Annotated in this window: 21 protein-coding genes; 17 read left to right on the top strand and 4 right to left on the bottom strand. The window is 45.2% G+C overall.

Going from position 1 to position 19030, the window contains the following annotated elements:
- Window positions 1-92 precede the first annotated feature (92 nt).
- The 7 genes from AB4Z45_RS05805 (at window position 93) to sda (ending at window position 5806) form a co-directional block, all read left to right on the top strand.
- Window positions 93-962 carry a carbohydrate ABC transporter permease gene (locus AB4Z45_RS05805; protein WP_441876741.1) on the top strand — a complete coding sequence of 290 codons (870 nt, stop codon included), beginning with the start codon at window positions 93-95 and terminating at the stop codon, window positions 960-962.
- Window positions 963-993: 31 nt separating this feature from the next.
- On the top strand, window positions 994-1836 hold the full coding sequence (locus AB4Z45_RS05800; RefSeq protein WP_076267558.1) for a carbohydrate ABC transporter permease: 843 nt from the start codon (window positions 994-996) through the stop codon (window positions 1834-1836).
- A 53-nt stretch (window positions 1837-1889) separates the two neighbouring features.
- A complete protein-coding gene (locus AB4Z45_RS05795) occupies window positions 1890-3236 on the top strand; it encodes an extracellular solute-binding protein (protein ID WP_441908289.1) in 1347 nt (448 codons plus the stop codon).
- A 14-nt stretch (window positions 3237-3250) separates the two neighbouring features.
- Window positions 3251-4045, top strand: a complete 795-nt coding sequence (locus tag AB4Z45_RS05790; RefSeq protein WP_441908288.1) for an HAD family hydrolase — start codon at window positions 3251-3253, stop codon at window positions 4043-4045.
- Entirely contained in the window at window positions 4035-4376 is a 342-nt protein-coding gene (locus tag AB4Z45_RS05785) for a DMT family transporter (RefSeq protein WP_076267561.1), read from the top strand. Before AB4Z45_RS05790 ends, AB4Z45_RS05785 begins: the two co-directional genes overlap by 11 nt.
- Before the next feature lie 27 nt (window positions 4377-4403).
- Window positions 4404-5234, top strand: a complete 831-nt coding sequence (locus AB4Z45_RS05780) for a metallophosphoesterase family protein (RefSeq protein WP_441908287.1) — start codon at window positions 4404-4406, stop codon at window positions 5232-5234.
- 428 nt (window positions 5235-5662) lie between these two features.
- Window positions 5663-5806 (top strand): sporulation histidine kinase inhibitor Sda, encoded by a 144-nt coding sequence (gene sda, locus AB4Z45_RS05775; RefSeq protein WP_076267563.1) that lies wholly within the window; start codon window positions 5663-5665, stop codon window positions 5804-5806.
- A 31-nt stretch (window positions 5807-5837) separates the two neighbouring features.
- Here the strand turns inward: sda and AB4Z45_RS05770 are convergent, their stop codons facing one another.
- Both AB4Z45_RS05770 and AB4Z45_RS05765 read right to left on the bottom strand, forming a co-directional pair.
- On the bottom strand, window positions 5838-6077 hold the full coding sequence (locus AB4Z45_RS05770; protein ID WP_441876756.1) for a hypothetical protein: 240 nt from the start codon (window positions 6075-6077) through the stop codon (window positions 5838-5840).
- 117 nt (window positions 6078-6194) lie between these two features.
- Window positions 6195-7196 (bottom strand): NAD(P)/FAD-dependent oxidoreductase, encoded by a 1002-nt coding sequence (locus tag AB4Z45_RS05765; RefSeq protein ID WP_441908286.1) that lies wholly within the window; start codon window positions 7194-7196, stop codon window positions 6195-6197.
- A 333-nt stretch (window positions 7197-7529) separates the two neighbouring features.
- On the opposite strand from AB4Z45_RS05765, the gene AB4Z45_RS05760 reads away from it, so the two are divergent.
- Together AB4Z45_RS05760 and AB4Z45_RS05755 are read left to right on the top strand one after the other, a co-directional pair.
- A complete protein-coding gene (locus AB4Z45_RS05760; RefSeq protein ID WP_076267566.1) occupies window positions 7530-8723 on the top strand; it encodes an NAD(P)/FAD-dependent oxidoreductase in 1194 nt (397 codons plus the stop codon).
- A complete protein-coding gene (locus AB4Z45_RS05755; RefSeq protein WP_441908285.1) occupies window positions 8723-8995 on the top strand; it encodes a hypothetical protein in 273 nt (90 codons plus the stop codon). The genes AB4Z45_RS05760 and AB4Z45_RS05755 overlap by 1 nt, the downstream gene beginning before the upstream one ends.
- A 130-nt stretch (window positions 8996-9125) precedes the next feature.
- On the opposite strand, the gene hemQ is transcribed toward AB4Z45_RS05755, so the two are convergent.
- The gene (hemQ, locus tag AB4Z45_RS05750) at window positions 9126-9872 is read right to left on the bottom strand and encodes a hydrogen peroxide-dependent heme synthase (RefSeq protein ID WP_441908284.1); all 747 of its coding nucleotides are present in this window, start codon (window positions 9870-9872) and stop codon (window positions 9126-9128) included.
- Window positions 9873-10036: 164 nt separating this feature from the next.
- Between hemQ and AB4Z45_RS05745 the strand changes: the two genes are divergently transcribed.
- The 8 genes from AB4Z45_RS05745 (at window position 10037) to AB4Z45_RS05710 (ending at window position 18611) form a co-directional block, all read left to right on the top strand.
- The gene (locus AB4Z45_RS05745; protein WP_076267568.1) at window positions 10037-10327 is read left to right on the top strand and encodes a YuiB family protein; all 291 of its coding nucleotides are present in this window, start codon (window positions 10037-10039) and stop codon (window positions 10325-10327) included.
- Between the two features lie 208 nt (window positions 10328-10535).
- On the top strand, window positions 10536-12068 hold the full coding sequence (locus AB4Z45_RS05740) for a helicase DnaB (protein WP_441908283.1): 1533 nt from the start codon (window positions 10536-10538) through the stop codon (window positions 12066-12068).
- A 21-nt stretch (window positions 12069-12089) separates the two neighbouring features.
- Window positions 12090-13046 (top strand): primosomal protein DnaI, encoded by a 957-nt coding sequence (gene dnaI / locus AB4Z45_RS05735; protein WP_076267750.1) that lies wholly within the window; start codon window positions 12090-12092, stop codon window positions 13044-13046.
- A gap of 388 nt (window positions 13047-13434) precedes the next feature.
- On the top strand, window positions 13435-14541 hold the full coding sequence (locus AB4Z45_RS05730; RefSeq protein ID WP_441908282.1) for a sulfate ABC transporter substrate-binding protein: 1107 nt from the start codon (window positions 13435-13437) through the stop codon (window positions 14539-14541).
- 34 nt (window positions 14542-14575) lie between these two features.
- The gene (cysT, locus tag AB4Z45_RS05725) at window positions 14576-15409 is read left to right on the top strand and encodes a sulfate ABC transporter permease subunit CysT (RefSeq protein ID WP_076267571.1); all 834 of its coding nucleotides are present in this window, start codon (window positions 14576-14578) and stop codon (window positions 15407-15409) included.
- Window positions 15410-15426: 17 nt separating this feature from the next.
- Window positions 15427-16311, top strand: a complete 885-nt coding sequence (cysW, locus tag AB4Z45_RS05720) for a sulfate ABC transporter permease subunit CysW (protein WP_441908281.1) — start codon at window positions 15427-15429, stop codon at window positions 16309-16311.
- A gap of 24 nt (window positions 16312-16335) precedes the next feature.
- Window positions 16336-16578: a YezD family protein gene (locus AB4Z45_RS05715; RefSeq protein WP_076267573.1), complete on the top strand. Its 243-nt coding sequence runs from the start codon at window positions 16336-16338 to the stop codon at window positions 16576-16578.
- 98 nt (window positions 16579-16676) lie between these two features.
- Window positions 16677-18611 carry a hypothetical protein gene (locus AB4Z45_RS05710; RefSeq protein ID WP_441908280.1) on the top strand — a complete coding sequence of 645 codons (1935 nt, stop codon included), beginning with the start codon at window positions 16677-16679 and terminating at the stop codon, window positions 18609-18611.
- 76 nt (window positions 18612-18687) lie between these two features.
- Here the strand turns inward: AB4Z45_RS05710 and AB4Z45_RS05705 are convergent, their stop codons facing one another.
- Window positions 18688-18834 (bottom strand): YqzM family protein, encoded by a 147-nt coding sequence (locus AB4Z45_RS05705; RefSeq protein WP_144376731.1) that lies wholly within the window; start codon window positions 18832-18834, stop codon window positions 18688-18690.
- Window positions 18835-19030 lie beyond the last annotated feature (196 nt).

Below are 19030 nucleotides of genomic sequence, written 5' to 3'. Positions count from 1 at the left end.
TGAACAATAGAGGTGAAAATGAGTTATTAATGATAATTATAGCAAACATTAAGAAAAAATTGAACGATAACCAGGAGATGATAAAACGCGATATGGCTAAGGAATGGAAGGCTCTATTGTTCACGCTGCCGGCTATGATTCCATTGATTGTATTTTGGTTGATCCCGCTGGGAACTATTTTTTATTTGAGCTTTACGGATTGGGATTTTATGAGTCCCGTTAAAACATTTGTAGGTTTTGAAAATTATATTTATTTGTTCAATAATTCAGCATTCTATCAATCCCTTGGCGTAACACTCCTCTTTTGCCTTGGAAGTGTGCTTCCGGTGATGGCTTTTGGACTTGCGCTTGCGTTGTTGCTAAACCGGAAGATGAAGGGCTCGGTTATTTACCGGACGTTATTGTTCTCTCCTTGGGTTACACCAACGGTTGCTGTATCTATTGTATGGTCTTGGATATTCGAACCTAAGGTAGGAATGGCCAATACGGTGCTGAGATGGTTCGGTTTTGACGGAATTGGCTGGCTTCAAGATACGAGATGGGCGCTTGCAGGGGTGCTGATCGTTACCATCTGGAAGCTGATGGGCTGGTCGATGGTGTTTTTCTTAGTCGCCTTGCAAAATTTGCCGCGAGAGCTGTTGCAGGCTGGAGAGCTGGACGGGGCGGGAAGCTGGAGCAAGCTTAGATATATTACGATTCCGCTAATATCGCCAACGACCTTTTTTCTTTTTATTGTACAAACGATATCGGCGCTGCAAGCTTATGACCAAATTAACGTGTTAACGCAGGGTGGCCCGGCCGGCTCAACAAGAACGCTTCTATATATGTATTATCAATCGGCTTTTGAGTCGTTTGATATCGGAGAAGCTTCCTCTGTGGCGGTTGTGCTCGTAGCTATCTGTATGGTGCTGTCGATCGTATCCTTTGCCATCAGCCGTAAAACCGTTCATTACAGCTCATAATCGTCAACCGATGGAGAGGAGAAAGATTGTTATGCAAGCTCAAAATGTTTTTCGACGTACGATCAGGCATTTGTTATTGCTGCTCTTCAGTGCCGTTATGGCCTTTCCATTCTATTGGATGATTACAAGCGCGCTCAAAACAAATGATGAAATATGGCAATTCCCGCCCACCTTCTGGCCAAGTTCTCCTCAGTGGAGCAATTTTTTGGCGGCTTGGCTAGAAGCGCCTTTCTGGCGGTATTTAACGAATAGCATTCTCGTAGCTTCAGTCATTGTTCTGCTGCAGGCACTGAATTCTGCGATGATGGCTTATGCTTTGACGCATATGCGATTTCGATTGAAGAAAGCCATCACAGCAATCATAATGCTTGGTTATATGATTCCTAGCACAGCGGTTTACTTGCCGAGCTATATGATTTTGGCCAAGCTTCACCTGCTCGATTCCTATGCTGGCCTCATTTTATCCAACTGCGTCAGCGTCTTTTCCATTTTTTTAATCAGACAAGCTTTTTTACAGGTGTCGCATGAACTGGTAGAAGCAGGGCAAATCGATGGTGCGTCATCAATGCGGATATTATGGTCGATTCTTATTCCGGTGACGCGTTCCTCCTTCATTGTGCTCGCTCTTATTACGTTCATTGAACATTATAATAACTATTTTTGGCCGATGCTGATCACGAAAAATCCGAATCTGCAGCTTGTCTCGGCAGGCCTTAGAAGCTTCTTTGTGGAAGGAGGAGCCTATGGCTTGAAGTGGCCGCTTATTATGGCGGCAAGTTCCTTTACGATTATCCCGCTGCTTGTGCTGTTTCTTTTTGCGCAGAAGACGATTATGAAAAGCTTCAATATGTCAGTTGGCGTGAACAAAGGGTAGAAAATAGGCATTGCTTATTGTTTTATACAAATCGAGTGGAGGAATCAATTACAATGTTGAAAATGAAGCAAGGTTTAGCTCTGATGATGGTAACCAGTTTTGCGGTACTGGCAGCGTGTGGACAAACAGCAGGAAATACGAAAACGAATAATGGAGCTAACGCAGATCCAACCAATGAGGCAAGCGAAGCTCCTGCTCCTAAAGAGCCAGTTACGATTGAGTTCTGGTATGGGCTTGGCGGCAAGCTTGGCGAAACGATGAAGGAAAAAATCGACTTATTCAACAACTCGCAGCAGGAGGTAATCGTGAAAGGGATCGCTCAAGCGGATTACTCCGAAACCGAGCAGAAGCTCCAAGCTGCGATTGCAGCGAAGCAAGCGCCTGCTGCTGTTCTTTCCTCTAATATGAACTGGGCAAAAAAAGGATTATTCGCTGATATGAGCGAATTAATTGGTGCTGACTCTTCTTTCAATAAAGTAGATTTTGTACAAACATTTCTTGAACAAGGACAGCTGGACGGCAAACAATATTTCCTTCCGATGTATGGCACGACGCAGGTCATGTATTATCGCAAGGACGCACTTGAGAAGAGCGGACTTACAACAGAAGATTTTAAGACATGGGAAAGCTTAGCTGCTTCGGCGTCGAAGATGGCGGTTAAAGCGAATGGAAAAACAAGCTTCTACGGCTGGGAGCCGATGTGGGGCATGGAAAATATGATGGATGCAGTATTAGGCAAAGGCGGTACCGTTCTAAGTGATGATGGCAAAACCGTGATGATTGACTCTCCAGAATGGGTAGAGACATGGGAGATGTTCCGCAAATGGATTCATGAAGATAAAGTGATGACGATCCACTCCGGCGGCCAAGGATGGGAATATTGGTACAAAACGATCGACGATGTTATGAAGGGACAAGCTGCAGGCTATACGGGCTCAAGCGGCGATCAAGGTGATCTTGATTTCAATATCGTTGGGGCAATGGAGCAACCGGGCTGGGACGGCATAGGTACAGGCAAACCTGTTGCAAGTGCAATTATGGCAGGCATTCCAGCTGGCGTAAGTGAAGAACAAAAAGAGGCGGCATACAAATGGCTTACGTTCTTCTCTGAAACGAAAAATACCGCATCATGGTCGATTGGTACGGGCTATATCGCAGTTCGCTCATCCGCACTTGAGGACGAGGAATACAAAGCATTCAGCGAGAAAAACCCTCAAATTAAAGTGCCGCTTATGCAGGCAGCTCATGCATCTGCGCCATTCCAGGACCCGACAGGCGGCAAAATAAACGATGCGCTTAAGATTGCAGCTGATAAAGTGCAAATCGGAAATGTTTCTGCTGAGATAGCGCTCAAGGAAGCGAAGGAAGCAGCACAGAAGGAGCTCGACAGATTAAAATAGGAGGAATTGTTAATATGCCTGACTTAATGATAAATAATCGAGCATACAAGGTGTCAGGCATCTTGTTTGACAAGGATGGAACGCTGCTGGATTTCATCGGGATGTGGGGCAGCTGGAGCGAGTTCATATTCATTGAGCTAAAGAATCAGCTAGAGCACCGAGGAATTCCTTTTCAGCATGATCAAATTCCTAGCCTTTGGGGCACGAAACATGATGCTGACAACAAGATCATCAATTATGATCGAAATGGCCCGCTTGCTATGGGCACGATGAATGACTTGTATGCAGTGCTTGCTTGGCAGTTGTACAGCCAAGGCGTATCGTGGGCCGAAGCGATGGAGCTTGTTCAGCATTGCAAGAAGCAAGCGGATATTGAGCTGGAGCTCTCGCGCCCAGCTCTCCCGCTGCCTGGAAGCATTAATTTTCTGGATAGCTGCAGAGAGCATGGCATTAGGCTTGGCGTTGTCACTGCTGATGAAACGGAGGCTGCAAATAAACATTTGGAGTGGCTTGGAATACGCAATTATTTTGATGTCGTAATCGGCACTGATTTGGCTCAGCGAGGCAAGCCGTTTCCGGATATGATGGAGCTGGCCTGCCTGAAGCTTGGAATTGATTGTTCGGAGGCTGCGATTATAGGCGATACTAATGGAGATATGCGGATGGGACTTGCGGCTGGAGCTTGTGTAAAAGTTGGTATCGCAGATGTTGCCGAAGGATCTCGCGTCCACAAGGCGCTTCCTAATGCAGATGAAGTTATTGCTTCGTATAGCGAACTAACGATTAGGAGACGAGTGAATGAAGAGTGAAATGGGCTGGGGATGGACATTTCTTCTTCTCGCTATCGTATTAGAACTGTCGGGAACCGTTTCTATGAAATATTCAGCGGGCTTTTCACGATTTTGGCCATCTGTACTCATGTTTTTATTTTATGGTGTCAGCTTCACGATGCTAAACTTCGCTCTATCTTATATGAATGTGAGCGTTGCCTATGCGATCTGGTCAGGTATTGGCATTATTCTCATTACGATTGTCAGCGTTACGATTTTTCATGAAAAGCTGCCTATTACCTCATTGCTCTGGATCGCTGTTATCGTTGTTGGAGTAGTGGGCTTGAATATGAGTGTAAAAAACCATTAAATGCAAGCAGAAAGGGAGAGGAATAAAATGCTGTCTCCAATTATTAGTTTTCAAGTCATTACGGACACCCATGTTACGAATGACCGGGATCATATTCACAATAAGCATTTCGAGCAAGCGCTTCTTGATATTGCGGCACATGCCTCTAACAGTATAGGCATAATGCATGTTGGAGACGTGACGGATCATGGACTCCGACCTGAATATGAGGAGTTTACCCGCATTTGGGAAGCAAACAAAGCCGGACTGCCAGAGATGCTGCTTACGTATGGCAATCATGATATTTTTTTAGGTGAATGGAGCAGTCAACTTAAACTCTATGAATCTAGCACCGGCATGAAAGGTCCATATTATGATAAATGGCTGGAGGGCTATCATTTTATTTTTCTTGGCTCGGAGCAAGGATTAAAGGATTTCGCCTATTTGAGTACAGAGCAGCTTGACTGGCTTGATGAGCGTCTTGGTGAGCAGGCATCAGCATCAAAGCCGGTATTTTTGTTCCTGCATCAGCCGCTGAAGGATACGGTTGCCGGGTCGCTCGAGGAGCAGGGCTGGTATGGTGTGACTCAGGACAAAGAATTGAAAGCAATACTGAAAAAGCATCCTCAGACAATCATGTTTAACGGACATACCCATTGGGAGCTGGAAGCGGGACATACCTGCTTTGAAGGAAAAGGTGAAACGGCGACCATATTTAATACGGCATCGGTCGCTTATTTATGGACAAATGAGGACGAGTACAAAGAGGGCAGCCAAGGTTATCAGGTTGACGTGTACGCAAATAAGATTATTGTGCGCGGCAGAGACTATACGACTTCCTCATGGATCGAAAATGAGCAATATGAATTGAATTGGTAATGAATCATTTCTCATATGAGCCCCATTGGGGCTTTTTTTAAAATATAAGAATTTATAAGTTTGTTAGCTTATAAAGGGCTTATATTTCTCCGTCAAAGCTGCTTCAGCATCCAGAGGACGCCGAAGTCGTTTTTGCTTGTGTGATTGTATATGGGCTAGTGTAGGAAATAGGGAGAGGTTTCAATATATTCCATTAATAGATTCATATAAAGCGATTAAAGTTTTTTATTGAGAGGATGTAAAAAAGGCCTGTGGATAACTCTATCCACATTATCCACCTTGATAATGCTTAAAATTCGACGTATATACACATGCTATTCACATCGTATCCACAACATCTTGTGTATAACCGGGGCTGTTGTCCTTCTAATAGTGCCATGCTACTATGAAAAAGTAGTAAACAAAGTATGGAAGAAAGGGTGTGTAGTATGGAGCTACTGTCTGACGAAATGTTAGTAGACACTTATTATGCAGCTGTGCAGTTTGAATTGGAACCCGAGTTTATTCGAATGTTAGCCATCGAAATGACACGCAGACGACTCAAACCAGAAAACATCAAAATTACAGCATAAAAAGTCGCGATTCTTCAAGATAGCAGAGCGACTACATTTCCTTCACCCAAACCTCGGCAGTAAGCTTGCAGGCCTGACAATATACAAGATGCTTGCAAGATAAAGAGTTTTGCACATGCACACTATTTATGAGCGGCTCGTCTTCGATCTGTTCATAGGGAGCGTAAGGACTCGTCAGATCAGATGCACGACCGCAATCGATAACTGCGCTATCGCAAGAGGAGCAGCGAACATGCAAATATTGAAAGCCATTACAAACAGGACAAAACATAAGGGTATCCTCCTAGGCTCACCGTGCATATGAATGCAATAGGTGTATGAATGAGCTAAGCCAAGGTTAGGATACCCTTATGTTTATTTTTTTACCGTTATGTTCAATATAAATGCGCTAAAGCTTCATGTTGCTGCTATGTCCTGGGGACAGCTTTGCTCCGGGATCAACATAAACCTTAGCGTTGTTAATAGCAGTAGGGGCTTCTCCGAAACCAACAGCGATCAGCTTAAGCTTACCGGGATAAGTAGTCACATCGCCGGCTGCAAAGATTCCAGCAATATTAGTTTCCATACGTGTATCAACGATAATCGACCCGCCTTGAATTTGAATACCCCAATCAGCAATCGGACCGAGTGAGGAAATAAAACCAAAGTTGACGATGACGGCATCGACTTCAAGTTCAATTGTCTCTAATGTTTTGACGTCGGATAACGTGACTTTCGTAATGCTCTCCTCACCATGAAGCGCTGTAATTTCTTTTGGTGTAAGGATGTTAACTTTCGAATTCATTAAATTCTCAACGCTATGCTCATGCGCTCTGAATTTGTCACGACGATGAATTAGCGTAACGCTCTCAGCGATGGGCTCCAGCATGAGCGACCAGTCAACGGCTGAGTCGCCGCCGCCGCTTATCAACACCTTTTTCCCCTGAAAACGTTGCAAATCACCCACAAAATAATGAAGGTTTTTCTTCTCAAATCCAGCGGCCTCAGGCAATTCAAGCCTCCGCGGCTCAAATGCACCAACACCGGCAGTAATAATGACCGCTTTAGCATAATGTTTTGTTTTGTCTGTTATAATTTCAAATAGACGTTCATCAAGTTTGTTTACGTTTAATACCTTTTCCTCAAGGCAGATTTCCTGCTGAAAATGAGAAAGCTGCTCTCGTAGACGGTCAACTAGTTCTTGTGCCGTTACCTTAGGAAATCCAGCAACATCATAAATGTATTTTTCAGGATAAAGCGCTGCAAGCTGACCGCCTAGCTGGGGCATGCTTTCGATGAGTTTAACTGAAGCTTGGCGCATACCGCCATAGAAAGCAGCAAACATTCCTGCAGGCCCGCCTCCGATGATTAAAATATCGACGGGATCTACTGCTGATTCAGGGTTTGACATTGTAGCCACCTCCACGTTATAAGCTTTACGACTTCAATTATAAACTTTCCAGATATAAGAAGGAAATATTTAATTTGTATAGAGTTCTAAACAATTTCGTATATTTTGCCCTTGAACTTTGCCCGAAAACTCTGTAGAATTTCTGATGTATGTTATGCATGGGAGTGGTTGCATAAAACGTCGAAAGTTGTCGGTTTAATGCCATAGGCTCATTGATAAAAGCACTTTAATTAGAACACACTGAACTCATCATTATAAATATTCGGTTTAGCATGTGTAATTTTTCACAAAGTATAAATACAAAGATAAATAAGGAATGGATGGGATTAAACGATGAGTAACATACCTAAAATCGTTATTCTTGGCGCAGGGTACGGCGGCATTTTGACCGCACTTCGACTGCAAAAAGAATTAAATTACAATGAAGCTGACGTTACGTTAGTTAATAAACATGATTACCACTATATTACAACACATCTTCATATGCCAGCGGCAGGCACGGATAATCCGGAAAATGCACGGGTGAGCATTTCGAAATTGATCGATGAATTTAAAATCGACTTCGTGAAATCAACGGTCGTTCAAATTCGTCCGCAAGATAAAAAAGTGATCCTTGAAGACGGTACTTTGTCTTATGATTATTTGGTCATTGGTCTTGGAGGCGAGCCTGAGACTTTCGGAATTCCAGGCTTAGGCGAACATGCAATGAATATTCGCAGCATCAACTCTGTTCGTTTGATTCGCGAGCATATCGAGTACCAATTCGCGCGCTTCAAACGTGAACCGCATCGTACGGATTATTTGACGTTTGTTGTTGGCGGTGCAGGCTTTACGGGAATCGAATTTGTTGGAGAACTCTCCGACCGTATTCCTGAGCTGTGCAAGCAATTTGACGTAGATCCTGCGCTTGTAAAAATCTACAACATCGAAGCAGCACCAACGGCGCTGCCAGGCTTTGATCCTGAACTCGTAGAGTATGGGATGGATGTGTTGACCAAGAAGGGTGTAACGTTCCGTATTGGCACAGCCATTAAGGAGTGCTCGCCAGAGGGTGTTATCGTTGGCGAAGGCGAAGAAATCAAGTCGGCTACCGTGATCTGGACTGGCGGTATTCGCGGCAATCGCCTCATTGAGGAAGCTGGATTCGAAACGATGCGCGGACGCGTGAAGGTGGATGAATTCCTTCGCTCGCCGAGCAATGAGAACATTTATATCGTTGGCGACAACTCGCTGATGTTTAATCCAGAAGGCCGTCCTTATCCGCCGACTGCTCAAATTGCAATGCAGCAAGGTGTCGTATGCGCACATAACCTTGTCGCTTCCATTCGCAATCAACCGCCGAAGAGCTTCACGTTCAGCAACAAAGGAACGGTAGCATCACTTGGCAAAGGCGAAGCAATCGGAGTAGCTTTTGGCAAAAAATATAAAGGCCGCGTAGCCGCTTGGCTGAAAAAAGCGATCGACCTTCGTTATCTGTTCATCATCGGCGGCATTTCGCTTGTACTTCGCAAAGGGAAGTTTCTATAATGAGACATTGCAGCGTACAAGTCCGCGGATTGCTGACCAGAGATGAGCTGGATCGTTACAATGCATTGATGGAAGTCGGCTCCTTCTTAGAATCGCAAACACGATACGACTTGGCCTATACGGTGCAAAAGGAAGTTGACCTCCTTATTCAGCCAGCGATCGAGCGGTTGAAGGACAAAGGCCGCGCTCGTGACCGAGCTACACAAGAGTATTTGGAAGCGAAGCGGCATGGTCTTGAAAATAATGACGAAGATGACGACGACGATAATTAAAATAAAGGCTTTCGCTCATTGGAGTAGCAACGAAGCTGCTCCAAGGCGGAAGCCTTTTTCATTCAGTTGATTCTCTCGAAAAAAAAAGAAGCCCAAGCCATTTGAAGAAAAGGCTTGGGCTTTCTTTCTATTATATTTTCAGCAAAGCTTGGAATTTTTCTACGTTCAAGAAATTGCCGACATAAAAATCGCCGAAGTCAGCGTAACGAGCGCTCACTTCATCAAAGCGCATTTCATAAATCAGCTTCTTGAATTGCAACGCATCGTCGGCGAACAGTGTAACGCCCCATTCCCAGTTGTCGAAGCCGACAGAGCCAGTAATGATTTGTTTAACTTTGCCAGCGTATTGACGACCGATCATCCCGTGGCTGCGCATCAACGTTTTACGCTCGTCCATTGCGAGCATATACCAGTTGTCTTGTCCATCTCGGCGCTTGTTCATCGGATAGAAGCAGATGTGGTTTGCTTTTGGCAGCGTCGGCTTCAATCGAGCGATAATATCCGGGTTTTGCATCGGATCAGAGCCCGGTTGTGCCATGTAGTTGCTCAGCTCTACAATGCTGACATATGAAAATACCGGATATGTAAAGCTTGCGAACGTTGTTTTGTTAAACGCCGTTTCAAGTTCGTTAAGCTCCTCTAGTGTTTCACGCAAATGCATGAATACGAAGTCTGCTTTTTGACCAACGATGGAATAAACGGCTGTACTGCCTTCTTTATTTTCCTCCACTGTGGTCCATTGCTGCAAAAACGTTTGCAGTTCGTCCAGCGCGCGGCTTCGTTCACTTTCATCGGCTAAGCGCCAAGCGGTCCAATCCACACTGCGGAAATCATGCAGCGCGTACCAGCCTTCTAATGTTTGTGCTGCTTCACTCATCGTATAAATGCTCCCTTCAAGCTCCATAATGATGCTCTAATCATTGTATCGTAAGGAGGGCGGAGTGAGCAAATGGCGGTCTTGTGACATTTGTCCTCATATAATTGACTTCCATCTAACCATTAATTAAACTAATAAACGAGAGTGTGAAAGGGGAAGTTTGGATGCTTCAATTAATTATTGCAACCGTGCTGTTTTTAGTTATGATGTTCGGCATTGGCTTTATTTTGAATATGTTGTTGAAAACAACGTGGTTCCCGATATATTTATTTGTTATCGCATTAATTGTATTAGGCATTTGGGCTCCTTGGGATCAGTCGGCGTCAACGACGATTGAAAACTTTGCTCACTACACGGTTTTTGATTACATACCGGTAATCGGAGCGCTAATCGGTGCATACGTAAGCGGATGGGCGATTCAGGCGCTGCGCAAGGGCGGCTACAAAATGTTTTAAGCCAAGCAAAAACGCCTTCAGCGTCCACTGAATACTGAAGCAGCTTTGACGGAGAAATATAAGATAAGCAGAAGGAACGAATGATATGCCTTCTTATATTTGAAAAAAAAATCCCTCCTTCGGGGGATTTTTCTATTTTCCGACTCGTCCTGAACATCGGTTTTTATGTTAAAATGATAGAATGTTAGTGAAGGATGGAGCTGATGCTATGCGCATCAATAATATATTGCAGTACACGGAACACCACCGATATTACATTTTTCGCGATTTTTCGCTAAGCAGCCTCGACTACAAAATGCTGTCGCTAATCTATCAGCCGATGATTGGCGCATTTGCCGTCGCATTTTACCAGCAGCTGTATCATGGCATTGCCGAAGGCACCTCGGGCTACTCTTCGATTGAGCCGCAGCGCAAGCTGTTTCTTGGCTTAGGGCTGGAGATGAACGAGCGCGGACGCAAGCATCTTATCGAGCAGGCTTCGAAGCTGGAGGCTGTTGGATTGCTGCAAACGTCACGATTAGGCGTTCCCGATAATGCAGATGTTATTTATGAATACGAGATGTCGCAGCCGTTGTCGCCAGTCGAATTTTTTCGCAACATGCATTTAACGATGCTCTTGCGCGATAAGGTTGGCAAGTATGCGGTAATCTCGCTTCGAGAATCATTTGGCGCTAATGAACCGGATGAGCTGGCAGGAGCGAAATTAACGAAAGAAAATATATCAGTGCCTTTCTATGAGCTGTTTAAGCTTAATATGCAGTCCGTAGACAATGAGCTTGAGCAAGCGTTGACAGAGGTTGCGCCATCGCGGCAATCAGCCGCTAGGCCGGCACAAGCAACAGCAGGCATACCTTATGGAGAAATTATTTTGCGTTTTCCTCGTAATTCCGCAAATCGGCGGTTCGTGGAGCGGCTGCGAAGTGATGAAGAACAACTCTCGCAGGTGAACTATGTAGCTTACAAATATAATTTGGCTGTAGTGGATATATGTCGTTTGCTTGATGAGGATGGCATTTTTGGAGAGAGCGGCACACTTAATGTTGACGAGCTTCAACTGCGGGCTAATCAATTTTATAGGCAGGACAAGAAGCGGGAAGGCGAACGGCAGCGAGCGTTGTCACGCACGCAAGTTGTTGCGGACGAGGAGACGGTTGATCCTGATGAATTGACCGAGGAATACGAAGTGCAAGAGCAGCATTATTTGCAAGTTCCCAATCAGCTTAGCGGCCGCTGTGATGTTCAGCAGTATAATATGCTGATGCGAAATGAACCACATACACGGTTTCTTCAGCGCTTTTTCCCCGGAGCAGTACCGGATTGGATTGAACGAGTGTTTGAACGCATCGACCTCAATTATAAATTAGCTGCCCCCGTTATAAACGTACTTATACATTATGTTATTGGAGCTAACGATGCGCAGCGGGTGACAAAAACATTTTTGGACGCCGTAGCATCGAATATGCTTGTGAAACAAATCGATACATTCGAGAAAGCAGTGCTTTATGTGCGAGAGCAAGCGCAGGTGGAGCAGGATAAGGAGCGCCGCAAGGAAGCTGCGACCAGTTACGCTGGCGGAGGCTATAGCGGCTCGAAAGGCGGCTCCAGAAGCGGAGGCAGCAGCAGGGGCACATCCCGTAAGCCTTCTATTCCAATCGTACAGGAAGATCAATCGGCTTCGGCAGTTTCGGCCGATGAGCTTGAAGAGCTGTTGAAGCTGGCTCGGAAATTAGACGGTAAATGATAAAGGCGGTGTAAGCAGATGATGGAGTCGATGGGCGAATTGCTGAAGGCTTGGCCTTCCGGCAAAGCCTTTACGGAAAAGGCGGAGCATAAGCTGACTGAGCTGCTTGCAGAACCGCTTGTTGAGAAGCTTCGCGTTAAATATCCGGATTTGGATGAGCAGACAATCCGTCTTAATTTGAATCGGGTTTATCAATATGTGACGGAATACAGGAACTGTACCAATTGTCCGGGCTTAGACAATTGCCCGAATGATTTTGAAGGCCACTATACGCTGCTTAGTTCTGATACGGTGAATGGTCTAACGCAGTTATATGACCGTAAGGTAGCATGCAAGAAATTTAACGCTCGTCAGAATGAGGATCAGATTAGAAGCCGGATCAGAAGCTTCTACATAGACGAGAAGGCGCTGCAGCGCGGTTACTCGTCAGCTGAGATTATTACGAGAGATCTTGAGCGTGCAAAGGCGGTTGGGCAGGTTCAGAAATATATCGATCGCACGAAAGAGCATGGCTTGCAGGAGGAAGGCTTGTATTTGGCAGGCCGCTTTGGTACAGGCAAAACATTTTTAATGTGTTATTTGCTTCATGAGCTTGCGAAGGCTGGATATTCTGGTGTGATCGTCTACATGCCTGACTTTGTAGAAGATCTGAAGACGCTTATGCATGAGCCTGGCAAGCTGAAGGAAACGGTCGAGATGATGAAGGAAACCGACCTCCTTATCTTTGATGATATGGGTGCAGAAAATTTAAATCCATGGGTTCGCGATCATGTACTTGGCGCGATCTTGAATTATCGGATGCAGCGCAAGCCAACGTTCTACACCTCCAACTACGAGCTGGAGGCGCTGGAGAGGCATTTTAGCTTCACGAGCAAGGATGGCGATGAGCTGCATAAGGGACAGCGTATAATGGACCGTATACGGCCATACGTTGAAGTCGTCATGGTTACCGGTGAAAACAAGCGCGGACAAAAGTAATCGATTAAAGCTTTGGTTTACGGATTCCTATTCGAGGAATTTGTTGACCAAAGCTTTTATTTTTGTTTAAGGCTGGCAGCAGCATCAAGCTTTATCTCAGTATGGTTGAAAGCGTATTCAGAATGAGCGCTGTTTTTATACTGTGTCGTTCGTTCTGCTAGCATATAAAGCTTTCTTATAGGACTTATCAATTATTTGAAATTAAGTATTGACAGAAAGTGGGGCTCGCTGGTAAGATTCTTCCATAACCAACTAAGCAGGTAGGAATAATGTTTTCCGACCGGACGAACCGGAGCAAACACCTATCCAGGAGAAACATCCTCACAGGAAGTAAACTTCATAAATGTTTCTGAAAGCCTGTTAATTTAAAAAAGGGGTGTATGGAAAGATGAAGAAAATTACTCATGTTCGTTCCGTTGTTATTCTATTGGCATTAGTGCTTGTATTGGCTGCTTGCGGTCAAGGCGGCAACAACAAAACAAACAAAGAAACGAATAAGTCTACTAACGAGGCAACGAATACAGCTGCAACAGACGCACCTACGGATAAACCAAAACCGCCAGTTGAGCTTTTGAATGTATCCTACGATCCTACTCGTGAGCTTTATGTAGCATTTAACGCAGCATTCTCGAAACATTGGAAAGCGGAAACAGGTCAAGACGTGACGATTAAACAATCGCATGGCGGGTCTGGTAAACAAGGCCGCGCAGTTATTGATGGCTTGAAGGCGGATGTTGTAACACTTGCACTTGGTTATGACATCGATGCAATCGTTGAGCCAGGGCTAATTAATGCGGATTGGCAATCAAAGTTTGAGCACAACAGCGCTCCTTATACATCAACAATCGTATTTCTAGTTCGTAAAGGAAACCCAAAGGGCATTAAGGATTGGAACGATCTAATCAAGGACAAAGTTGAAGTTATTACTCCAAATCCTAAAACATCTGGCGGAGCTCGCTGGAACTATCTTGCTGCATGGGGTTATGCGCTTAAGCAAAATGGAAATGACGAAGCGAAAGCACAGGAGTTTGTTACACAATTATTTAAGCATGTACCTGTACTGGATTCCGGTGCACGCGGATCAACAACAACGTTTGTAGAACGCGGCATTGGCGATGTACTGCTTGCTTGGGAGAATGAGGCTTTCCTATCGATCAATGAGCTTGGTCCAGACAAATTCGAAATCGTATATCCTTCTTTAAGTATTCTTGCTGAACCTCCAGTTGCTGTAGTTGATAAAGTGGTAGACGAGCGCGGAACTCGTGAAGTAGCGGAAGCTTACTTGAAATACCTTTACACAGAAGAAGGCCAAGAAATTGCAGCAAAAAACTACTACCGTCCAATTTCGGAGACAGTTGCTGCTAAGTATGCGGATCAATTCAAAACTCTAGAATTGCTCACGATTGATAAAGATTTTGGCGGCTGGAAAGAAGCGCAAACCAAACACTTTGCAGACGGCGGCATTTTCGACAAAATTTACACACCAGGCTCATAATGCAAAGCATAAACAAGATTGGAGCTGACTTCACATGAAAGGTTCCAAGCCCCGTAACGTACTGCCGGGATTTGGTTTGTCGCTTGGATTCACATTGTTTTACCTCAGCATTATTGTATTGATTCCGCTGACTGCCGTTTTTTTCAAAACGGCAGAGCTCAGCTGGTCTGAATTCTGGAGCACGGTTACGAATGCTCGCGTCGTTGCATCTTATCGAGTCAGCTTTCTAACCGCATTTTTTGCCGGACTTGTTAATGCGGTATTTGGCCTATTAATTGCATGGGTGCTCGTTCGTTATCAGTTTCCAGGCAAAAAAATCGTCGACAGTTTAGTGGATCTGCCATTTGCACTGCCAACTGCAGTGGCTGGCATTGCTTTAACTGCGATCTATGCACCGAATGGTTGGATTGGCTCATTGCTCGAACCGCTCGGCGTCAAGGTTGCTTACTCCCCGCTCGGAATTACCATCGCACTAATATTTATTGGACTTCCGTTTGTTGTTCGTACGGTACAGCCGGTGCTGCAGGATATGGAGAAAGAAACGGAAGAAGCGGCAGTAATGCTCGGAGCCTATCGTTTAAGAACCTTTTGGAAGGTCATCTTGCCTGAGCTGTTGCCGGCACTACTAACTGGTTTTGCTCTAGCCTTTGCAAGAGGTATCGGAGAATATGGTTCGGTCGTGTTCATATCGGGCAATATGCCGCTGAAAACAGAAATAACTCCACTGCTCATCATGACGAAGCTGGAGCAATATGATTATGCTGGCGCTACTGCCATTGCACTCGTAATGCTCGTTGTATCCTTCCTGATGCTGCTAGTCATTAATTTACTGCAGTGGCGAATGAATCGCCGCACAGTATCAGACTAAGAAGGGAGCTCATACAAATGGCTGGAGCAATTACAGTACACACGAATGCAGAAGCTTCCAAACGGCCGAGGCATATTACAGAATCAGGTCCCGTCAAATGGCTGCTTATTATAATAGCGATGCTGTTTCTAGGATTAGTTGTCCTGCTGCCGCTGGCATCGGTATTTGTTGAAGCCTTAAAAAAAGGTGTAGGCGTATACATTGATTCGATTACGGAGCCGGATGCTTTGTCAGCGCTTAAGCTCACGCTTATCGTTGCATTAATCGCAGTTCCTGTGAATACGGTCTTTGGTATTGCTGCGGCCTGGGCGATCAGTAAATTTCGCTTTCGCGGTAAAAATATTTTAATTACGTTAATCGATTTGCCGTTTGCTGTGTCGCCAGTCATTTCTGGATTGATCTATGTGCTGTTATTTGGCGCACAGGGCTTTTTGGGTCCTTGGCTCGACGAGCGTGGCATCCAAATTATATTTGCAGTTCCTGGAATCGTGCTTGCAACCGTGTTTGTTACGGTCCCATTTGTTGCTCGCGAGCTTATTCCGTTGATGCAGGCGCAGGGTGTCCAAGAGGAGGAAGCAGCTGCAAGCTTAGGCGCTAAAGGCTGGCAGATCTTTTGGAAGGTTACTTTGCCAAACATCAAGTGGGGATTATTGTATGGCGTTATTTTGTGTAATGCACGAGCAATGGGCGAGTTCGGCGCTGTATCTGTCGTATCCGGCCATATCCGCGGAGAAACGAATACGCTGCCGCTGCATATTGAGATTTTGTACAACGAATATCAATTTTCGGCCTCATTCGCTGTTGCTTCTTTGCTCGTCATGCTAGCGGTCGTAACGATGATCGTGAAGAGCATTGTAGAATGGAAGTCTGGCACGCAGAAGCCGGTGGAGAAAGCTGAATAAATGACAATAATGGAGGGGTTTGAAATGGCAAAACCGCTAGAGTTAGATGCGCAATGGCTGGAGCGTATTTCTGAACAAGTAACGGGTCTTAATTATGGGCATGTAACGATCACTGTTCATGATGGAAGAATTGTACAGATCGACCGGACGGAAAGAACACGTTATGATGGTCCCTCTCAGAAGCAGCAGGTTCCGTCCGAATCTTCACAGCAATCGAAGCAGCGGGACAATTCATCAACGGGCGAAGCACTTAGAATTGTGCAGTAGCTTCCTAATAGATTCGATAAATATACAACAAACCCAATGCCGCGCAGGCATTGGGTTTGTTGTATACTGGAAGAAAAGTATCCATAAGGAGAATATTAATGCCGGATTGGTCTTATCAGTCCTTGTTTCGACCTCTTTTATTCAGGCTTCCTTCTAGGCTGAGCAGAACACTGACTCTAAAAGCAATGGGAACGCTGAGCAGCATCCCAGGCGGTACTTTTGTCATTCGTACACTTGGTCATATGGAGCCATCTCCTCACTTGGAGCAGAAGCTAGCAGGCATTTCCTTAACTACAAGCGTGGGATTGTCAGGCGGTCTAGATCCGCAAGGAGTGGCGCATAAAGCGCTGGCTCAGTTTGGAATCGGTTTTATCGAGCATGGTCCAATCACCGTCAAGCAAATTAAGAGTGATAAGCCTATAACGAATGACATCCTAAATGAAACCATTCGATATCCAGATTATTATGAAAACGACGGTGTAGAGCAGTATGTTGATCGTATGGGAAAGCCCGGACATTCATTGCCGCAGCTGGCAAGAATTGCTCCAATGCCGCATGCTTCTTGCGAGCAGGCTCTAATCGAACTTAAAAGCATGCTGGTACTGCTAAATGCAGCAGGTGCGGCTGGTTTTTATGTTGATGTCCTGCATTCATCAAGGAGCCTCGAAGAAGCCCTCGCTATTTTGAAAGGAATAGCCGGATACGCTTCCGAACAACCGCATGCTAATAAACCTTTGTTTATTTATGTTCCGCCTGACTTTTCTAATGACAGCTTACTCTCCTTGCTCCACGCAGCAAAGGGTGTTTGGAGAGGCGTAGTCATTGGAGAAGCAATTTGCGATGATAACAACGAGGGCTGTGGCGCAAGCGTTGGTAAAGAGGCTAAGGGACTTACTTTGGCAAAAATAAAGCTGCTGCGAAAGGAATGCTGTTCCCACTTGCTAATCAAAGCGGGCGGGGGCGTGCATGAGCCGCAGGATGCGCTAGATTTGCTGAAAGCAGGCGCTAACGCTGTTATACTTCACAGCGGACTGATTTATGCAGGGCCTGGTCTGCCAAAACGGATTAATGAAGCTGTCATTTATGAGCAGGTGCGAGATCTTCCTGCGCAAGTGACTCCATCATTCTGGAAGCATTGGGGCTGGATGCTCCTGCTTGGAATCGGCATGATTATTGGCGGGATATTGTCTTGGATTATTGCTGCGACTACGGTGCTGCTATCCTATGACTTGAATTTTATAGACATGACGTTGGACGAGCTGAAGCAAGTGAACCATCATCTGCTGCATTTTATGTCTCATGACCGAATTACGCTTTCCGGAACGATGATTACAATCGGCATATTGTATGTTCAGCTGGCTAGACATGGATTAAAGCATAGTCTGCACTGGGCTCGAACAGCTTTGATGACTTCTGGTGTTGTTGGTTTTTTAAGCTTTTTCTTATTTCTTGGCTACGGTTATTTCGACCCGCTGCATGCGCTAGCTGCTGCGGTTTTGTTCCCGATGTTTCTGCTATCCATGCGCAGAAATCCGGATCAGCCCTATCGCTTGCCGGTTAATGTTCGTAATGATCGATTATGGCGTTTGGCGATGTATGGACAATTTTGTTTTGTTGTTTTGGGCTTCGCGCTGGCTGCAGGCGGTTTAACGATTGCAGGCGTTGGGATTACAGAGGTGTTCGTACAGTCGGATTTGGTTTACTTGAATACGACTCATAACGAGCTGAACGGGGCGAACTTGAAACTCATCCCGTTGATAGCCCATGATAGAGCAGGATTTGGCGGAGCGTTGTTCTGTGCTGCGCTGGCCATTCTTATTATTGCGCTGTGGGGAATCCAGCAGGGATCGCGCTGGATATGGTGGACGCTGCTGCTTGGCGGAGCACCGGGCTTCTATGCGGGCTTAAGTGTTCATCTATCCATCGGTTATATCGATTTTTTGCATCTTTCACCTGCATTGTTTGCGTTATTGCTTTATATACTCGGACTTATATTCTTGTATCCTTATTTAATGAGAAAACAACAGGCATAGCGGAATTATATCTAATTTATCAGCTGCGTATCGTTGATAGGCAACAAAAAAAGGAGCAGCAAGCTGCTCCTTTTTCTTATGAAATGATGAATTTCACGATTACAGCAACAGCGAAAATGACGGTCATTAAACCGAGCATGCCGCCAAAGCCGAACACGACGTCCATCAAGTCATGGCGAGGCTCTTCGTTAAAATGCTCGCGCGGGTCTCTTACGTTTTCCATCGTTGACGTCCTCCTTGAAAAAGACCGATTGCGTAAGTAACAACCAATTTACGGTCGTCTTTATGTAGTATCGGTTTATTCAACTTATATTAGTATACTCAAACAGATAAACAGTTGTAAAGCCAGAACCGGTGACAATTGTAAAACAAAGTATAGCCGAGTTATGATAAAATATGAACAGAATCATTTGGCAGTC

This window comes from Paenibacillus sp. MCAF9 (genome assembly GCF_052114265.1).
Lineage (GTDB): Bacteria > Bacillota > Bacilli > Paenibacillales > Paenibacillaceae > Pristimantibacillus.
This window is presented reverse-complemented; position numbering and strand designations above follow the sequence as displayed.

Coding starts and splice junctions, on each gene's coding strand:
- AB4Z45_RS05805 (WP_441876741.1), top strand. CDS start 93: ATGGCTAAGGAATGGAAGGCTCTATTGTTCACGCTGCCGGCTATGATT.
- AB4Z45_RS05800 (WP_076267558.1), top strand. CDS start 994: ATGCAAGCTCAAAATGTTTTTCGACGTACGATCAGGCATTTGTTATTG.
- AB4Z45_RS05795 (WP_441908289.1), top strand. CDS start 1,890: ATGTTGAAAATGAAGCAAGGTTTAGCTCTGATGATGGTAACCAGTTTT.
- AB4Z45_RS05790 (WP_441908288.1), top strand. CDS start 3,251: ATGCCTGACTTAATGATAAATAATCGAGCATACAAGGTGTCAGGCATC.
- AB4Z45_RS05785 (WP_076267561.1), top strand. CDS start 4,035: ATGAAGAGTGAAATGGGCTGGGGATGGACATTTCTTCTTCTCGCTATC.
- AB4Z45_RS05780 (WP_441908287.1), top strand. CDS start 4,404: ATGCTGTCTCCAATTATTAGTTTTCAAGTCATTACGGACACCCATGTT.
- sda (WP_076267563.1), top strand. CDS start 5,663: ATGGAGCTACTGTCTGACGAAATGTTAGTAGACACTTATTATGCAGCT.
- AB4Z45_RS05770 (WP_441876756.1), bottom strand. CDS start 6,077: ATGTTTTGTCCTGTTTGTAATGGCTTTCAATATTTGCATGTTCGCTGC.
- AB4Z45_RS05765 (WP_441908286.1), bottom strand. CDS start 7,196: ATGTCAAACCCTGAATCAGCAGTAGATCCCGTCGATATTTTAATCATC.
- AB4Z45_RS05760 (WP_076267566.1), top strand. CDS start 7,530: ATGAGTAACATACCTAAAATCGTTATTCTTGGCGCAGGGTACGGCGGC.
- AB4Z45_RS05755 (WP_441908285.1), top strand. CDS start 8,723: ATGAGACATTGCAGCGTACAAGTCCGCGGATTGCTGACCAGAGATGAG.
- hemQ (WP_441908284.1), bottom strand. CDS start 9,872: ATGAGTGAAGCAGCACAAACATTAGAAGGCTGGTACGCGCTGCATGAT.
- AB4Z45_RS05745 (WP_076267568.1), top strand. CDS start 10,037: ATGCTTCAATTAATTATTGCAACCGTGCTGTTTTTAGTTATGATGTTC.
- AB4Z45_RS05740 (WP_441908283.1), top strand. CDS start 10,536: ATGCGCATCAATAATATATTGCAGTACACGGAACACCACCGATATTAC.
- dnaI (WP_076267750.1), top strand. CDS start 12,090: ATGGAGTCGATGGGCGAATTGCTGAAGGCTTGGCCTTCCGGCAAAGCC.
- AB4Z45_RS05730 (WP_441908282.1), top strand. CDS start 13,435: ATGAAGAAAATTACTCATGTTCGTTCCGTTGTTATTCTATTGGCATTA.
- cysT (WP_076267571.1), top strand. CDS start 14,576: ATGAAAGGTTCCAAGCCCCGTAACGTACTGCCGGGATTTGGTTTGTCG.
- cysW (WP_441908281.1), top strand. CDS start 15,427: ATGGCTGGAGCAATTACAGTACACACGAATGCAGAAGCTTCCAAACGG.
- AB4Z45_RS05715 (WP_076267573.1), top strand. CDS start 16,336: ATGGCAAAACCGCTAGAGTTAGATGCGCAATGGCTGGAGCGTATTTCT.
- AB4Z45_RS05710 (WP_441908280.1), top strand. CDS start 16,677: ATGCCGGATTGGTCTTATCAGTCCTTGTTTCGACCTCTTTTATTCAGG.
- AB4Z45_RS05705 (WP_144376731.1), bottom strand. CDS start 18,834: ATGGAAAACGTAAGAGACCCGCGCGAGCATTTTAACGAAGAGCCTCGC.